This is a genomic window from Rhodococcus sp. NPDC127527, assembly GCF_042672245.1.
GTDB lineage: Bacteria > Actinomycetota > Actinomycetes > Mycobacteriales > Mycobacteriaceae > Rhodococcus_G.
Genome location: NZ_JBHXVP010000011.1, coordinates 44,356 through 60,020, shown reverse-complemented (window position 1 = coordinate 60,020; position 15,665 = coordinate 44,356). Strand labels below are relative to the sequence as shown.

Here is a 15,665-nt window from a genome sequence, read left to right as displayed (position 1 = left end):
CGGCCAGATTCACCCCGCCCGATTCACCCGGCGAGATCTCACGGGCGGTGCTCGACCCGGCACTGGAGGTAGTCGCCGGCGCCGATCCGGCGCAGCACCCACCGCACCACCGGCGGGGCCCAGCGCGCGCCCGGATCGGTGCCCAGCTCCAGAGCCGTCAGGGTGACCAGACGCCCCCGGGTTGCGATGTCGAAGTGGCCCGCGGCCGACACATTGCGCACCCAGTCGCTGTCGGATCCGTAGGTCAGGGCGAACCGATATCCCCCACCGTGCCGGAAGACGTTGACCGGCGTGCGGTAGAGCCGGCCGGACTTGCGGCCGCGATGGAGCACGATGGCCCACCCAGGCACCCAGCCCGCGAACAGTCGGGTGACGTGGTTGAGTCCGACCTTGTTCATCCGTGCGAGCTTGCGCGGCAGGGGCACAACGGCAGCCTAACCCCGCGTGGAACGATGAGCAGATGGATCAGACGCCGGGCATGGACGAGATCGTCTCGGTCTACGACGCGGACGGGCTCCCGGTCGGGACCGCCCCGCGGTCCCGGGTGTACGCGGAGGGGCTCTGGCACGCCAGCGCGGGGGTGCTGCTGCGGTCGCGCGACGGCAACAGCCTCTACGTGCACCGCCGCTCCCCCGCCAAGGCGGTGTTCGGCGGCATGCACGACTGCCTCGCCGGCGGGGTCGTGGACCCCGGCGAGACGCCCCGGGACACGGCGGCACGCGAACTCGCGGAGGAGCTCGGCGTCCACGGCATCGCGCTCACCCCGCTCGCCCGCACCGCCTGGGACGGGAGCTGGAACGGAAAGCCGTTGCGCTGCCACCTGTTCGCGTTCGAGGGACGCTGGGGCGGGCCGATCGTGCACCAGCCCAGCGAGATCGTCGACGGCTGGTGGTGGACGGACGAACAGCTGCGCGCGCACCTCGCGGACCCGGGCTGGCCGTTCGTGCCCGACACCCGGGCGCTGCTGACCGGGAAGGTGTGGTGAACTGCGAACAACATTGTTATGACGTTAAGATAGCAATGTTATGGCACAGAGTGAAGAAAGATTCCCGGCGTCCGGCGACACCGTGCGCGATGCCATCCTGACGGCCGCCATCTCGATCGTCGCCGACGACGGCGCCGCCGGACTGACCGTCCGGCGTCTCGCCGCCGCAGCGTACACGTCCACGATGGCCGTGTACACGCACTACGGCAGCCTCGGCGGAGTGGCGGGCGCGGTCGTCGACGACGGGTTCGTGCGCCTCGGCCGAACGATGACCGCGGCACCCCGGTCCGGCGACGCGCTCGCCGACCTGTTCGGCATCGCGCTCGCGTATCTGTCGTTCGCGCGCGAACAGCCGCGGCTCTACACGGTGATGTTCCAGCACTCGTCGCCCGACTGGAGTCCCGGCAGGCGCACCGACGTCGTCTCCGTCGGCACGCCCACCGATTCGCGGCAGGGCCGCGCCGCCTTCACGACGTTTCTCACGGCGCTCACCCGCACGGAAATCGACCCGGACGGGGATCCCGGCGTCCACGACACGCAACGACTCGCCCTCGCCGCCGAACTCTGGAGTGCGTTGCACGGCAACGCCATGCTGCGGATCGCCGGTCACCTGGACAGCTCGGACGACACCGTCGCCCACTCGCTGCTGATCGCGCTGGCCGCCGGCAACGGGGTGGACAGAGCAACTGCGGTCCGTGCGCTCGATCGCGCCCGCTCGGCCCGAGCCGGGACCTGACCGGGAGCCCGCTCCCCCACGACCGGCACGGGCACACAGCGACGATGGGGTGCAACGGGATTCCCGTTGCACCCCACCGTCGCGACCGTGACTACAGGTACTGACCCGTGTTGGACTCGGTGTCGATGGCGCGGCTGGCGCTGGCGTTCTTGCCGGTGACCAGCGTGCGGATGTAGACGATCCGCTCGCCCTTCTTGCCCGAGATCCGTGCCCAGTCGTCCGGATTCGTGGTGTTCGGCAGGTCCTCGTTCTCGGAGAACTCGTCGACGATCGAATCGAACAGGTGCTGCACGCGCAGTCCCGGCGCACCGGTGTCGAGCACGGCCTTGATCGCGTACTTCTTGGAACGGTCGACGATGTTCTGGATCATCGCGCCCGAATTGAAGTCCTTGAAGAACAGGACCTCCTTGTCTCCGTTGGCATACGTGACCTCGAGGAAGCGGTTGTCGTCGCTCTCCGCGTACATCCGGTCCACCACGCGCTCGATCATCGCCTTGATGCACGCGGTCCGGTCGCCGTGGAACTCCGCCAGATCCTCGGCGTGCACGGGCAGGTGCTCGGTCAGGTACTTCGAGAAGATGTCCTGCGCGGACTCGGCATCCGGGCGTTCGATCTTGATCTTCACGTCGAGCCGACCGGGACGCAGGATGGCCGGGTCGATCATGTCCTCGCGGTTCGAGGCGCCGATCACGATGACGTTCTCCAGGCCCTCGACGCCGTCGATCTCGCTGAGCAACTGCGGGACCACGGTGGTCTCCACGTCCGAGGAGACTCCCGAACCGCGGGTACGGAAGATCGAGTCCATCTCGTCGAAGAACACGATCACCGGGGTGCCCTCGGACGCCTTCTCGCGTGCCCGCTGGAAGATCATCCGGATGTGCCGCTCGGTCTCGCCGACGAACTTGTTGAGCAGCTCGGGACCCTTGATGTTCAGGAAGTAGGACTTCGCGTCCTTGGCATCCTGACCACGGGCCTCGGCGATCTTCTTCGCCAGCGAATTGGCCACGGCCTTGGCGATGAGCGTCTTGCCGCAGCCGGGCGGCCCGTAGAGCAGCACGCCCTTCGGCGGCCGCAGCGCGTACTCGTGGAAGAGATCCTTGTGCAGGAACGGCAACTCCACGGCGTCGCGGATCTGCTCGATCTGCCGGCCCAGACCGCCGATGTCGCTGTAGTCGACGTCCGGGACCTCCTCGAGAACCAGGTCCTCCACCTCCGCCTTGGGGATTCGCTCGAAGGCGTACCCGGCCTTGGTGTCCACCAGCAACGAGTCCCCGGGCCGCAGCTTGCGGGTCGGCGAGTCGATGTCCTCGTCGTCCGGGTGCACCGTCGTGTCGGAGGCGGCCACGACCAGCGGATGCGCCAGCCACACCACCCGCTCCTCGTCGGCGTGCCCGACCACGAGCGCCCGTTCGCCGTCGTCGAGAACCTCACGCAGGGCGCAGATCTCGCCGATCCGCTCGAACGATCCCGCCTCGACGATGGTCAGGGCCTCGTTGAGCCGGACCGTCTGCCCCGGCCGCAGCGACTCGGTGTCGATGTTCGGCGAGCAGGTCAGCCGCATCTTGCGACCGGAGGTGAACACGTCCACGGTCTGATCCTCGTGCGTGGTGATCAGCACGCCGTAGCCGCTCGGCGGCTGACCGAGGCGGTCGACCTCCTCGCGCAGGGCGATCAGCTGCTGCCGCGCCTCCTTGAGCGTGTCCATCAGCTTCGAGTTGCGGATCGACAGGGAATCCACCCGGGCCTCGAGCTCGCGTACCTGCTCGGGCGACTGGGCGAGTTGACGGCGAAGTCCGGCTGCCTCCAACCGCAAGGCCTCGAGTTCCGCCCTGGCAGCCAGCGAGTCCGGATTCTCTGTTGCGCTCATGTGCGACTCCTCCCAGTTCGTCCTGTCAACGCTACAGCCGCTCGCGAAAAAAGGCGGTCCGACACCTCGGCGTCGCAGAGTGTGAGACGTTCGCCGAGGCAGTCCCCCTAGTTACCCATGTTAGCCTCACCTATCTAAGTGGCAGCGACGCTGCCGTCCGAGAAAGGTCCCTCAGTGATCAACCGCAAGATCCTCGTCGCCGCAGGCGCAGTCGTCGTCGCGCTCGGTTCCGCTGCGTGCAGCTCCGACGACTCCAGCGACTCCGCGGCAACCGCGACCACGACCACCGCCGCCGCCACCGCAGCTGCCGCACCGTCGGCCGAGGAACTCGGCGCAACCCTCGCGACCTTCTTCGACCCCGCCGTCGCGGTGCCCGACAAGGTCGTGCTGATCCAGGACGGCGCCAAGCAGACCGCCGTGCTCGAGCAGTTCAACGGTGTGCTCCGCGGCTACCCGCTGACCACTCAGGTCACCAAGGTGACCCCGGTCGACGCCGACACCGTCACCGCGACGACGACGATCACCGGGCCGCACGGCGGCGCGCCAACCGAGGTCACCTTCGACCAGGTGAACGGCAAGTGGGTCGTCTCGCAGGACGCCGTGTGCACCATCTTCTCGATGGGCAAGCTCACCTGCGTCCAGTAGGCGCCTGCGGCGCCGGTGAGTACTTCCGGCCCCACTGTGGGCCGGAAGTACTCACCGGCGCGTAGCGCCTAGCCCTTGCCGGACCGACGCTGCGGCTTGGGCGTGACCGTGCCCTCGGCCAGCTTGCGAGCGCTGACCAGGAACGCGGTGTGGCCCTGCATGCGGTGCTCCGGGCGGACGGCCAGACCCACCACGTGCCAGCCGCGCACGATCGACTCCCAGGACCGCGGCTCGGTCCAGCACTCCTGCTCGCGCATCGCCTCGACAACCCTCGACAGCTGGGTGACGGTCGCGACGTAGACGATCAGCACGCCGCCGGGCACCAACGCCTTCGACACCGCGGGCAGCACGTCCCAGGGCGCGAGCATGTCCAGTACCACCCGGTCGACCTGACCGCCCGCCGTGTCCGGATCGAATTCCGCGAGGTCGGCGATCGTCAGGTCCCAGTTCGCCGGCCGCTCACCGAAGAAGTTCTCCACGTTGCGCACGGCGTGCTCGGCGTGGTCCTCGCGCACCTCGTACGAGATGACGGTGCCCTCCGGCCCGACCGCCCGCAGCAACGAACAGGTCAACGCGCCCGAACCCGCGCCCGCCTCCAGGACCCGCGCGCCGGGGAACACGTCACCCTCGTGCACGATCTGCGCGGCGTCCTTCGGGTAGATCACCTGCGCTCCCCGCGGCATGGACAGCACGTAGTCGACGAGCAGCGGGCGCAGGGCGAGGTAGGGCGTGCCGTTGGTGGAGGTGACGACGCTGCCCTCCGGGGTGCCGATCAGGTCGTCGTGCAGGATGCCGCCCCGGTGGGTGTGGAACTCCTTGCCGGGCTCGAGCACGACGGTGTACTTGCGCGCTTTGGCATCGGTCAACTGGACCCGATCACCCACTCGGAACGGTCCACTCGGTCGCTGCTCGCGCCCTGCCATCTGATCGACTCCCATTCATCGAGTGCCCCGGCGACCTTCGCGCCGGCCCCGACGAAGCTGTCGGACCCTGCGCATACCCTGCCAGGTGTGAGCATCACTCCCGCGTCGCCCCCCGCCGAAGCCCCCGCAGTCGAGACGAGCGGCGTCGACCGGCCCCGCTCACGGCCCGCGCTGTCGCCCTCGCGGGCCGGGGACTTCAAGCAGTGCCCGTTGCTGTACCGCTTCCGTGCGGTCGACCGCATCCCGGAGACTCCGTCGAAGGCGCAGATCAAGGGCACGGTGGTGCACGCCGCCCTCGAGTCGCTCTACGGCCTGCCCGCGCCGGATCGGGTGCCGGACCGGGCCGTCGCCCTGGTCGAGCCGGCGTGGCAGCGGGTGCTCGCGGAGTCGCCCGCGGCCGACGACGCGGTACCGGCCGACGAGCGCGAGTCCTTCCTCGCCGAGGCACGGTCCCTGATCGAGGGCTACTACAAGCTCGAGGACCCGACCCGCTTCGAGCCGGAGTCCTGCGAGATGAGGGTGGAGACCGAACTCGACGACGGGGTGCTGCTGCGCGGATTCGTCGACCGTATCGACGTCGCGCCCACCGGCGAGGTCCGCGTCGTCGACTACAAGACCGGCCGGGCGCCGCGGGAGATGACCGAGTCCAAGGCCCTGTTCCAGATGAAGTTCTACGCACTGGTGCTGCTGCGCACCCGTGGGATCGTGCCGGCACAGCTGCGCCTGATCTACCTCACCGACGGCGAGATCCTCACCTACGCACCGGACGAGGCGGAACTCCGCCGGTTCGAGCGGACCCTGTCCGCGATCTGGAAGGCGATCCTCGCCGCCGGTCAGACCGGCGACTTCCGACCGAAGCCGGGGCGCCTGTGCAACTGGTGCGACCATAAGGTGCGCTGCCCCGAGTTCGGTGGCACGCCGCCGCCTTACCCGGGCTGGCCGGAGGTTCCGGCCGAGGAAGACAGTTTCGAGGAGATCAGCTAAGTGAGCGACCAGGCCTACTACATCCCGCTAGCGTCCCGCGAGGACGGCACCGAGCGGTTCGCGACGACGGCGTTGACCGTCAGCACCTGGGCCGACACCATGCAGCACGGCGCTCCCCCGTCGGCGCTGCTGGTCCGTGCCCTCGAGCGGTGCGCGCCCCGCGACGACGCCCGGCTCACTCGCGTCGTGATCGAGATCCTCGGTCCGGTCCCGCTCGCCGAGATCGAGGTGCGGTCCTGGGTCGAGCGGCCCGGCAAGCGGGTCGAACTCGTCGTCGCGGAGCTGTGGGCGACCGGCCCGGACGGCACCGACCGCGCCGTCGCCCGCGGCACCGGCTGGCGCATGCAGATCGCCGACACCAGCGCCGTGGCGCACGCGGGCGACCCAGCGCTGGCGCCCCTGTCCCAGGCCCACGAGATCGCGATGGACGGCCGCTTCTGGGGCACCGGATTCGTGGCCACCCTGGACTGGATGTGGCTTGCCGAGATCGGTTGCGAGGGTCCCGGTCAGGTGTGGGCGCGCCCCAATCCCGTTCTGGTCGAGGGTGAGTCGCTGTCCCCGATCCAGCGACTGTTCACGGTCGCGGACGTGGCGAACGGTGTCGGCGCGAAGCTGCACCCCGAGGCCTGGACCTACCTCAACACCGACCTGACGGTGCACCTGTTCCGGGTGCCGCAGGGCGAGTGGGTCGGCATCTCCGCCGAGACCTCGTACGGCCCCGACGGCGTCGGCATGTGCGCGGGCGTGCTGCACGACGAGTCGGGTCCGGTCGGCCGGATCAATCAGACCGTGCAGATCCGGGCCCGCTGACCGGGACGGACCACTGGTATCGCCAGGCGATCACGATTGTGCTGACCTCACCGCACCGCGGGCACTCACCGCGCCGTGAGTGCGACACGTGAGGAGGACGGCATTGCAGAACGGAGCAGCATCGGAGCGGGGTCTGCCCGCGTCCACGCTCGATCGCCTGTCCCTGGTGCTCGACAGCTTCCGAAGCGCGCCTCGACTCAGCCTCACCGACGTCTCCCGCCACACCGGAATACCGCGGACGAGCACCTATCGAATGCTCGAACATCTGGTCCGAATGGGCTGGCTCCGGCGCCACGGAGTCGAGTACGGACTCGGCGACACGCTCGCGGAGATCGGCGCGCTGTCGCTGTACCAGAACCGGTTCGACCGGGTGGTGCCACCGCTGTTGCGGGAGTTGCATTTCGTCACCGGCCATGTCGTACACCTGGGCGTGCTCGACGGCAAGCACGTGCTCTACCTCGACAAGGTCGGCGGCGGGGCGGCGCCCGACCTGCACACCCGAGTCGGAGACCGGATTCCCGCGCAGTCGTCGGCGATCGGCAAGGCGCTGCTCGCCGGGGTTCCCGAGTCCGCCACGGCCGCCGCCGGAGACCGCCCCACACACCGGTCGGGTGTCGCGTACGGAACCTGCGCCGCCGGGTTCGAATGCATCGGGGTGCGGGTCGGATCCCTCGACGGCGCTGAGCTCGGCCTGTCGGTCAGCGGGCCGGCGAATCGGCTGAAGTTCGACAACCGACACGCCGCGCCCGTCCGGATGGCGGCCGCCGCGATCGGGCAGTACCTCGACCTGGCCTCGGCACCACGGCAGACCGCCTGACCTGGCATCAGTCCGCTCATCGGAACGGAAAATTGCCCCGCCACCGGACCGCTGACAGCGTGGGGCCATGACCGAGCTCACACTGACGATGCCCGAACAGCTCATGGCGATCGAGGAGATCAAGCGCACCTTCGCAGCCCGGCTCCGGTGCATGGACACCAAGCAGTGGGAGGTCTACCCGACCCTGCACACCGACGACGTGGTCTCCGAGACGTGGGGCGGCCTGCCGGACGAGAAGCAACCGAAGGCCGAGGGCAGCTCGAACCGCGTCGTGGGCAGGGACAATCTGACCCGCGCGATCAGCACCATGCTCGGCGGCGAGACCGTGGTGACGACCGTGCACCACGGCCACGCCCCGGAGATCGAGCTGACCTCCGACACCACCGCCCGCGGGATCTGGGCGATGGAGGACAAGCTGTGGTGGACCAACGGCGACCACGAGGAGCATCTGCACGGCTACGGGCACTACCACGAGGAGTACCGAAAGGTGAACGGCCGCTGGCTGATCAGCTACCGCAAGCTCACCCGCTTGCGCGAGGACGTCACCGCGGGGTTCTTCGACTACCTGCAGGCGCTGTGAATCCCCTCTTCGCCCCGCTCCAGGTCCGCTCCCTGGCGTTGCCCAACCGAATCGTCATGTCCCCCATGACGCGTGAGCATTCTCCGGCAGGAGTGCCCGGCCCGGACGTCGCCGCCTACTACCGGCGCCGCGCCGACGGCGGCACCGGTCTGGTGATCACCGAGGGCGTGGCGATCGACCATCCCACCGCGGTCGACAGTCCGAACGTGCCGCGGCTGCACGGCGAAGCGGCTCTCGAGGGGTGGCGCCAGGTGGTCGACGGGGTGCACGAGGCGGGCGGGCGGATCGTCCCGCAACTGTGGCACGTAGGCCCGCTGTGGGGCGCGATGGGTGCGGTGGATCCGGCACTGACGCCGATGCGCCCGTCCGGGCTCTGGGGACGGGCGGGGCGCACCGTCTATCCGGACAGCTACATCGAGCGGGCGATGGTTCCCACCCGGGCGATGACCGAACGCGACATCGAGGACGTCATCGCCGGGTACGTGCGCTCGGCGCGCAATGCCGTCGACGTCGGCTTCGACGGGATCGCGATCCACGCGGGCCACGGCTATCTGCTCGACGCGTTCCTGTGGGAGTCCACCAACCAGCGCACCGATCACTGGGGCGGCAGCCTCCAGCGACGGACCCGCTTCCCTGTCGAGGTGGTCCGGGCGATCCGACGCGAGATCGGCCCGGACCTGCCCATCTTCTACCGGTTCTCGCAACACAAGCAGCAGGACTACACCGCCCGCGTCGCGGACACCCCCGACGAGCTGGCGGCGATCCTCGGCGCCCTCGTCGAGGCAGGAGCGGACGTCCTCGACGCCAGCATCCGGCGTTTCGACCTGCCCGCGTTCGAGGGCAGCGACCTGACGTTGGCCGGCTGGGCGAAGAAGCTGACCGGGGCCACGAGCATGGCGGTCGGCAGCGTGGGCCTGAGCAAGTCGCTGCGCGACGCCGGAACGCCCGAACCCGCCGATCTCGACGGGCTGCTTCGCCGGCTCGACGCCCAGGAGTTCGACCTCGTCGCGATCGGACGACTGCACCTTGCCGACCCCGCGTTGGCACGCACGCTGCTCGGCGGAGGGCCCGTGCCGACGTTCGACCGTGAGCGGCACGAGGGCCGGCTGCATTGAGCTGACCTCGTCGTAGCGCCTCGAACACAAACGAACGGCCCCGACCACATACCGTGGTCGGGGCCGTTGCGCTGTCGTCTAGAACGCCCGGCAGGTCCGGATGTCGGTGGCCAGGATCGCCTTGGCGCCGATCTCTGCGAGCTGGTCCATCACGTCGTTGCTCACCTTGCGCGGGACCATCGAGCGGATCGCGACCCAGCCCTCGTCGGCCAGCGGCGCGATCGTCGGGGACTCGAGACCGGGCGTGATCGTCAACGCCTCGTCGAGCCGCGAGCGCGGGCAGTCGTAGTCGAGCATCACGTACTGCTGTGCGCGGACGACGCCCTGCACCCGAGCGATCAGCTGGTTACGGGCCTTGTCGTCGCCGTCGGAGCCGTCGCGCTCGATGAGCACGCCCTCCGAGTCGCACAGCGAATCACCGAACGCGACCAGGTTGTGCTGACGCAGGGTGCGACCCGAGCCGACCACGTCCGCGATGGCGTCGGCGACACCGAGCTGGATGGAGATCTCCACCGCGCCGTCGAGTCGGATGACGGTGGCCTCGATGCCCCTGCGCGCCAGGTCGTTTCGCACGAGATTCGGGTACGAGGTGGCGATGCGCAGCCCGGCGAGATCCTCCGGTGTCCACTGCTTCCCGGCGGGGGCGGCATACCGGAAGCTGGAGCGGCCGAAGCCGAGCGAGAGGCGCTCGGTGACCGGTGCGGCCGAGTCGAGCGCGAGGTCGCGACCGGTGATGCCGAGGTCGAGCTCGCCGGAACCGACGTAGATCGCGATGTCCTTGGGACGCAGGAAGAAGAACTCCACCTGGTTCGAGGGGTCGAGGACGGTCAGGTCGCGCGAGTCGGTGCGGCGGCGGTAGCCGGCCTCGCTGAGGATCTCGGCGGCGGACTCGGAGAGGGAGCCCTTGTTGGGTACTGCGACGCGCAGCATGCTGCTTCCTTTCGGGAAGGTCGAATGGGGTCTACCGGGAGTGCGAGCGGGGCTCACAGATGTCGGTAGACGTCCTCGAGCTTCAGCCCGCGCCCGACCATCAGGACCTGCACCCAGTACAGCAGCTGGGAGATCTCCTCGGACAGCTGCTCGTCGCTCTGGTACTCGGCGGCGATCCACACCTCGCCGGCTTCCTCGATCACCTTCTTGCCCTGGGCGTGGACGCCTGCATCCAATGCGGCCACGGTGCCGGAGCCCTCGGGGCGAGTGGCGGCACGGTCGGTCAGCTCGGCGAACAGCGAATCGAAGGTCTTCACGGGTGCCAATTGTTTCACAGCGCCGAGACGCCGCGACGCCCGCACTCAGGCGTCGGGCACGGCGAGTTTCGGCGCACTGTCGATCAGCTGCGCGGTGTAGGGGTCGCGGGGGCGCTCGTACACCTCCTCGGTGGGTCCGCACTCGACGATCCGGCCGCGGTGCATCACCGCGACCACCTCGCAGACGTGCCGGACGACGGCGAGATCGTGGGAGACGAGCAGCAGCGTCAACTGGTAGTCGGCGACAAGTCCAGCGAGCAGGTCGAGCACCTGCGCGCGCACCGAGACGTCCAGCGCGCTGACCGGTTCGTCGGCGACCAGGATCTTCGGCGAGGTGATCAGGGCACGCGCGATCGAGATGCGCTGGCGCTGACCGCCGGAGAACTGGTGCGGGTACCGCCCTGCCATGTCCGGCTCGAGACCGACGGCGAGGAGCATCCGCGCCACCCGCTCCGACGTGTCCGACGGCTGCGAGAGCGGCTCGGCCACTATGTCGCCGACCGTCATCCGTGGATCGAGCGACCCCATCGGATCCTGGAACACGATCGACACGTCCCGCCGGAACTGTCGCAGGTCCCGTTCGCGGGCGCCGACGATCTCCTGCCCGCCGACGCGTATCGACCCCTCGCTCGGGGTGTCGAGGGCGCAGAGCAGCCGGATCAGGGTCGACTTCCCGGATCCCGACTCGCCGACCACCCCGAAACGCTGGCCGGTTCCGATGTCGAAGGACGCCTCCGCCAGCGCGTGCACCGGTTCCGCCGGGCGCAGCAACGACGAGCGTGACCCCCGATACGTTCGGCCGAGTCCGCGCACCGAGACGAGGGGGTCGCTGTGCTCGTTGAACACCGGGGCTCCGGAGGTCTGGTGTTCACCCGGGGCGGACGTGCCGGGATCGAGCCGCGAGGCATCGAGCAGCGATCGGGTGTACGGATCGCGTGGATCCCCGAACACCTCCCCGATCGGCCCGGATTCGACGATCGCCCCGGAGCGCATCACGAGCACCCGCTCGCACAGTTGCGAGACCACCGCCAGGTCGTGGGTGATCATCAGCAGCGCGGTGTCGTGCTCGCGGACCGTCGTGTCGATCAGGTCGAGGATCTGTGCCGCCGTCGTGACGTCCAGTGCGGTCGACGGCTCGTCGCAGATCAGCACCCGCGGCCGGTTCGCCATCGCGATCGCGATCAGGACCCGCTGCCGTTGACCGCCGGACAGCTCGTGTGGGTACGACCGGGCGATCCTGGGCGGGTCCGGCAGGTTCACCGAGGCCAGGAGGTCCAGGACCGCGGTCCGCCGTTCCCTGCGCCCGACGCCCCTGTCGTGCAGGGCGATCACCTCGGCGACCTGGTTGCCGACCTTCATCAGCGGGTTCAACGCGGTCATCGGCTCCTGGAACACCATCGCCAGGTCGTCGCCGCGCAGCCGCGACCACTCCCGCTCCCCCAGGTCCACGAGATTCCCCGGGACGCCCTCGAGGGCCATCGTGCCGCTCGCGCGCAGCGGCTCGGGCAGCAACCCCATCAGGCTCAGCGCCGTCAGCGACTTCCCCGACCCGGACTCGCCGATCAGGCCGAGCCGCTCACCCGCGTCGAGACCGAAGCTGATCCCGTCCAGCAGGGTGCGTCCTCCGGCGTGCACTCGCAGGTCGGCGACCTCGAGCAGAGACCGCCCCCTCACGACCGCACCGCCCTCGGGTCGAGGCGGTCGCGGAGCCCGTCGCCGAGCAGGTTGAAACCGAGCACCGTCAGCGCGATCGCCAGCCCGGGCCACAGCATCACCATCGGCTGCAGATAGAGGTACGGCTGCGACTCCTGCAGCATCCGGCCCCAGGAGGGCGTCGGCGGCGGGGTGCCGAACCCCAGGTAGGACAGCGCCGCCTCGGCGAGCACCGCGATCGCGAAGGTGACCGAGGCCTGCACGATGAGCTCACTCGAAATATTGGGCAGCACATGGCGAATCGCGATCCGCGACGGAGCCTGCCCGCAGGCGCGGGCGGCGAGCACGTAGTCCTGGGACATCACCTGACGGGTGCCCGCACGGGCGACCCGGGCGAATCCCGGTGCGGCGCCGATGCCGAGCGCGGTCATCGCGGTGAGTGTGGAGCCACCCCACACCGCGGCGAACACGATGGCCAGCAACAGGGCCGGGAACGCGAGCAGCACGTCGTTGCCCCGCATCAGCACCTCGTCGGCGGCGCCGGGTCGCATGCCGGCGCTCACCCCGACCGGGATGCCGATCACGGCGGCGACGGCCACCGCGACCACACCGACCAACAGCGTGGTGCGCGCGCCCACGAGCAGCGAACTGAGGATGTCGCGGCCGAAGTCGTCGGTGCCGAGCCAGTGCTCCGCGCTCGGCGCCAGCAGCCGCGACGCCGAGTCGACGACCGTCGGGTCGTAGGGCGTCCACAACAGGGAGACCAGCGCAGCGACGACCACCACCCCGACCAGCAGCCCGCCGAGCACCAACGTCCCGGGCAGACGCCTCACCGCGCGCGGTCTCATGCCGCGCTCCGCAAGCGGGGATCGATCGCCGTGGACACCAGATCCACCACCAGGTTCAGCACCAGCACCGCCAGCACGAGCACCAGCACGATCGACTGCACCTCGGCCATGTCCCGTTGACCGACCTTGTCGAGCAGCAGGCTGCCGAGCCCCGGGATCACGAAGACTCGCTCGATCACCACCGCACCGATCAGCAACGTGGTCAACTGCACCCCCACGACCGTCACCACCGGGATGGCGGCGTTGCGCAGGCCGTGCCGCAGCAGCGCCTGAGTCCCGGTCAGTCCCTTGGCCCGCGCGGTGCGCAGGTAGTCCTCGCCCAGTTCGTCGAGCACCGCCGAGCGCACGTACCGCGTCAGCACCGACCCCTGCACCAGACCCAACGCGAGCGCGGGCAACGCCAGGTAGGACAGGAAGCCACCGACACCCTCGATCGGCGCTTGCCAGCCACTCGACGGCAGCCAGCCCAACTCGACCGCGAACACGGTCGAGAGCAGCACCCCGGCCAGGAACGCGGGAATCGCGATGCCCACCTGGCTGATTCCACCGATCACCAGACCGTCCGGCCTGCGGGCCCGGACCGCGGCGGCCACGCCGAGCGGCAACGCCATGGCCAGGGCGACGATCATGCCCGCCCCGACCACCCAGGCCGTCACCTGCAGCCGGTCGAAGATCTCCGGTCCCACCGACTGTCGGGTGAGGTACGAGGTTCCCATGTCGCCGTGCAGCATTCCCCACACCCAGCTTGCGTAGCGCTGGTACAGCGGCGCGTCGAGGCCCATCGCGGTGCGCTCGCGAGCGACCTCCTCGGCCGAGGCCTGCACCCCGAGCGCGATCCGTGCCGGGTCGCCGGGCAGCACCGACAGGAGCGCGAACACCAGCACCGACGCCGCGAGCGCGGTGAGCACGAAGATCCCGAGGCGACGTGCGAGCGCCAACGCCATCGCCGCTACCCCCGCCGCACCCGGGACAGGTCCATCGCCAGCGAGGTCGAGTTACGCGGCAGCCCGGTCAGATCCGCGTCCGCCACCACCAGCAGCGGGAACAGGAACAACCAGTCCGCGGCGGCGTCGTCGGTGACGGTCCTCGCCACCTCGCGCATCGCGGCTACGTATCCGGCCTCGTCGGCGGCGTCGGCCTCGGTGAGCAACCGGGTCACCGTCGGGTTGTCGTAGCCCCAGTAGAACTTCGGGTTCCCGAAGGTCGCGATGTCGTGCGGTTCGGAGTGCTGGATCACCGACATCTGGTAGTCGTGCCGGGTGAACACCGAGTCGAGCCAGACCGCCGGGAACTCGACGGGATTGGTGCGCACCGCGAATCCGACCTGCTGCAGTTGCGAGCTGACCACCTGCGCGGCCGCGGTCGCGTACGGGAGGTTGGGGACGTCGAAACGGACCACCGGATGCGGGTTTCCGGCCTCGGCGAGCAGCGCCCGCGCCCGCTCCGGGTCGAAGGGGTAGACACCGGTGAGGTCCTCGAACCAGGGGTCGGTCGGGGGAACCATCGACCCGATGAGTTCTCCGTAGCCGGCATAGGCGGTGTCCCGCACCGCCTTCCGGTCCACCGCGTACATCACGGCGCGCCGGACCCGGACGTCGTCGAACGGCGCGACCGCACCGTTCATCGACAGGGTGACCTCGCCGTTGGTGGTGCCCTGGGTGACACGGAACCGGGGGTCCGTCGCGAACTGCCCGAGCAACTGCGGCGCACCGAGTCCGTAGATCACGTCGACCCCACCGCTCCGCAACGCGTTCGCCTGCGCGGTCGCATCCGAGAAGTACCGCAGCCGAACGTTCTTCATGGCCGGTGGCGGTCCCCAGTACCGCGGGTTCGCCGCCAGCGCCAGCTCCGATCCGGGGTTCCACCGCGCCACGGTGAACGGTCCGGTGCCGATCGCCGTGGTCGCGAGCTGGCCGACGCCGCTCGGGGTGAACACGGCCCCGACCGGTCCGGTCATCGCGAACAGCCACTCGTTGCTCGGCCGGCGCAGCACCACCCGTGCCAGGTTCGACGCCGGGGTCTCCACCCGGTCCACCACGGCCATCGCGGCCGGCGAGTTCGCGGTCCAGTCGGACTTGACCCGCTCGATGCTGAACTTCACGTCGTCCGAAGTGAAGTGCGCGCCGTTGCTGAACGTCGCGTTCTCACGCAGGGTGAAGTCGTAGACGGTGCGGTCGGTGCTGACGGTCCACGAGGAGGCGAGCAGCGGGACGATCGCGCCGGCGTCGTCGAGTCGCACCAGACCCTCGTAGACGTTGTCCAGCAACGCCTGCGGGATGGCCGCGCCGGCGGTGCGGGTGAAGTCGAGGTTGTCCGGTTTGGCGGTGAGCGCCACGGTCAGGGTGTCCGGACCGCCCGGCCCGGACAGACCCGCCCCGGCCGCGCACCCGGCCGCGGTCAGCGCGGTGACCGCGGCAAGTGCGACGACCCTCGCCATCATGGCTGCGATCCTGCC

17 protein-coding genes are annotated in these 15,665 nt (G+C 69.7%); 8 read left to right on the top strand and 9 right to left on the bottom strand.

What is annotated here, in order from left to right; genetic code table 11:
- Positions 1-38 precede the first annotated feature (38 nt).
- The gene (locus tag ACFVH2_RS18340) at positions 39-425 is read right to left on the bottom strand and encodes a nitroreductase family deazaflavin-dependent oxidoreductase (protein WP_378425324.1); all 387 of its coding nucleotides are present in this window, start codon (positions 423-425) and stop codon (positions 39-41) included.
- 35 nt (positions 426-460) lie between these two features.
- Here ACFVH2_RS18340 and ACFVH2_RS18335 point away from each other — a divergent pair, with 35 nt between their 5' ends.
- Both ACFVH2_RS18335 and ACFVH2_RS18330 read left to right on the top strand, forming a co-directional pair.
- A complete protein-coding gene (locus tag ACFVH2_RS18335) occupies positions 461-985 on the top strand; it encodes an NUDIX domain-containing protein (protein WP_378425326.1) in 525 nt (174 codons plus the stop codon).
- 40 nt (positions 986-1,025) lie between these two features.
- Complete coding sequence (locus tag ACFVH2_RS18330) at positions 1,026-1,721, top strand: TetR/AcrR family transcriptional regulator (protein WP_378425328.1); 696 nt, start codon at positions 1,026-1,028, stop codon at positions 1,719-1,721.
- A gap of 91 nt (positions 1,722-1,812) precedes the next feature.
- Here ACFVH2_RS18330 and arc read toward each other — a convergent pair whose 3' ends face one another.
- Positions 1,813-3,588: a proteasome ATPase gene (gene arc, locus ACFVH2_RS18325; protein WP_378425330.1), complete on the bottom strand. Its 1,776-nt coding sequence runs from the start codon at positions 3,586-3,588 to the stop codon at positions 1,813-1,815.
- A 174-nt stretch (positions 3,589-3,762) separates the two neighbouring features.
- Between arc and ACFVH2_RS18320 the strand changes: the two genes are divergently transcribed.
- The gene (locus ACFVH2_RS18320) at positions 3,763-4,233 is read left to right on the top strand and encodes a nuclear transport factor 2 family protein (RefSeq protein ID WP_378425332.1); all 471 of its coding nucleotides are present in this window, start codon (positions 3,763-3,765) and stop codon (positions 4,231-4,233) included.
- Positions 4,234-4,301: 68 nt separating this feature from the next.
- On the opposite strand, the gene ACFVH2_RS18315 is transcribed toward ACFVH2_RS18320, so the two are convergent.
- On the bottom strand, positions 4,302-5,156 hold the full coding sequence (locus tag ACFVH2_RS18315) for a tRNA (adenine-N1)-methyltransferase (protein WP_378425334.1): 855 nt from the start codon (positions 5,154-5,156) through the stop codon (positions 4,302-4,304).
- A 171-nt stretch (positions 5,157-5,327) separates the two neighbouring features.
- On the opposite strand from ACFVH2_RS18315, the gene ACFVH2_RS18310 reads away from it, so the two are divergent.
- From ACFVH2_RS18310 to ACFVH2_RS18290, 5 genes are all read left to right on the top strand, one after another.
- Positions 5,328-6,140, top strand: coding sequence for a RecB family exonuclease (locus ACFVH2_RS18310; protein WP_378425484.1), 813 nt, complete (start codon positions 5,328-5,330; stop codon positions 6,138-6,140).
- Positions 6,141-6,950: a thioesterase family protein gene (locus ACFVH2_RS18305; protein ID WP_378425336.1), complete on the top strand. Its 810-nt coding sequence runs from the start codon at positions 6,141-6,143 to the stop codon at positions 6,948-6,950.
- 103 nt (positions 6,951-7,053) lie between these two features.
- Complete coding sequence (locus ACFVH2_RS18300; RefSeq protein ID WP_378425338.1) at positions 7,054-7,767, top strand: IclR family transcriptional regulator; 714 nt, start codon at positions 7,054-7,056, stop codon at positions 7,765-7,767.
- A 67-nt stretch (positions 7,768-7,834) separates the two neighbouring features.
- Complete coding sequence (locus ACFVH2_RS18295; RefSeq protein WP_378425340.1) at positions 7,835-8,347, top strand: nuclear transport factor 2 family protein; 513 nt, start codon at positions 7,835-7,837, stop codon at positions 8,345-8,347.
- Complete coding sequence (locus tag ACFVH2_RS18290; RefSeq protein WP_378425342.1) at positions 8,344-9,462, top strand: NADH:flavin oxidoreductase; 1,119 nt, start codon at positions 8,344-8,346, stop codon at positions 9,460-9,462. The genes ACFVH2_RS18295 and ACFVH2_RS18290 overlap by 4 nt, the downstream gene beginning before the upstream one ends.
- A gap of 78 nt (positions 9,463-9,540) precedes the next feature.
- Here the strand turns inward: ACFVH2_RS18290 and hisG are convergent, their stop codons facing one another.
- The 6 genes from hisG to ACFVH2_RS18260 are packed head-to-tail and all read right to left on the bottom strand — an operon-like array spanning position 9,541 to position 15,650.
- Positions 9,541-10,392 carry an ATP phosphoribosyltransferase gene (hisG, locus tag ACFVH2_RS18285; protein ID WP_378425343.1) on the bottom strand — a complete coding sequence of 284 codons (852 nt, stop codon included), beginning with the start codon at positions 10,390-10,392 and terminating at the stop codon, positions 9,541-9,543.
- A 53-nt stretch (positions 10,393-10,445) separates the two neighbouring features.
- Complete coding sequence (locus tag ACFVH2_RS18280) at positions 10,446-10,709, bottom strand: phosphoribosyl-ATP diphosphatase (protein WP_378425345.1); 264 nt, start codon at positions 10,707-10,709, stop codon at positions 10,446-10,448.
- 45 nt (positions 10,710-10,754) lie between these two features.
- Positions 10,755-12,368 carry a dipeptide ABC transporter ATP-binding protein gene (locus ACFVH2_RS18275; protein WP_378425486.1) on the bottom strand — a complete coding sequence of 538 codons (1,614 nt, stop codon included), beginning with the start codon at positions 12,366-12,368 and terminating at the stop codon, positions 10,755-10,757.
- A gap of 11 nt (positions 12,369-12,379) precedes the next feature.
- Entirely contained in the window at positions 12,380-13,210 is an 831-nt protein-coding gene (locus tag ACFVH2_RS18270) for an ABC transporter permease (RefSeq protein WP_378425347.1), read from the bottom strand.
- Complete coding sequence (locus tag ACFVH2_RS18265; RefSeq protein ID WP_378425349.1) at positions 13,207-14,154, bottom strand: ABC transporter permease; 948 nt, start codon at positions 14,152-14,154, stop codon at positions 13,207-13,209. Before ACFVH2_RS18265 ends, ACFVH2_RS18270 begins: the two co-directional genes overlap by 4 nt.
- 5 nt (positions 14,155-14,159) lie before the next feature.
- Entirely contained in the window at positions 14,160-15,650 is a 1,491-nt protein-coding gene (locus tag ACFVH2_RS18260; protein WP_378425351.1) for an ABC transporter substrate-binding protein, read from the bottom strand.
- Between the last annotated feature and the right edge of the window lie 15 nt (positions 15,651-15,665).

What these genes read in the sequence shown, in the direction of transcription:
- ACFVH2_RS18335 (WP_378425326.1), top strand. Translation starts at nt 461, where the DNA reads ATGGATCAGACGCCGGGCATGGACGAGATCGTCTCGGTCTACGACGCG.
- ACFVH2_RS18330 (WP_378425328.1), top strand. Translation starts at nt 1,026, where the DNA reads ATGGCACAGAGTGAAGAAAGATTCCCGGCGTCCGGCGACACCGTGCGC.
- arc (WP_378425330.1), bottom strand. Translation starts at nt 3,588, where the DNA reads ATGAGCGCAACAGAGAATCCGGACTCGCTGGCTGCCAGGGCGGAACTC.
- ACFVH2_RS18315 (WP_378425334.1), bottom strand. Translation starts at nt 5,156, where the DNA reads ATGGCAGGGCGCGAGCAGCGACCGAGTGGACCGTTCCGAGTGGGTGAT.
- ACFVH2_RS18295 (WP_378425340.1), top strand. Translation starts at nt 7,835, where the DNA reads ATGACCGAGCTCACACTGACGATGCCCGAACAGCTCATGGCGATCGAG.
- hisG (WP_378425343.1), bottom strand. Translation starts at nt 10,392, where the DNA reads ATGCTGCGCGTCGCAGTACCCAACAAGGGCTCCCTCTCCGAGTCCGCC.
- ACFVH2_RS18270 (WP_378425347.1), bottom strand. Translation starts at nt 13,210, where the DNA reads ATGAGACCGCGCGCGGTGAGGCGTCTGCCCGGGACGTTGGTGCTCGGC.
- ACFVH2_RS18265 (WP_378425349.1), bottom strand. Translation starts at nt 14,154, where the DNA reads ATGGCGTTGGCGCTCGCACGTCGCCTCGGGATCTTCGTGCTCACCGCG.
- ACFVH2_RS18260 (WP_378425351.1), bottom strand. Translation starts at nt 15,650, where the DNA reads ATGATGGCGAGGGTCGTCGCACTTGCCGCGGTCACCGCGCTGACCGCG.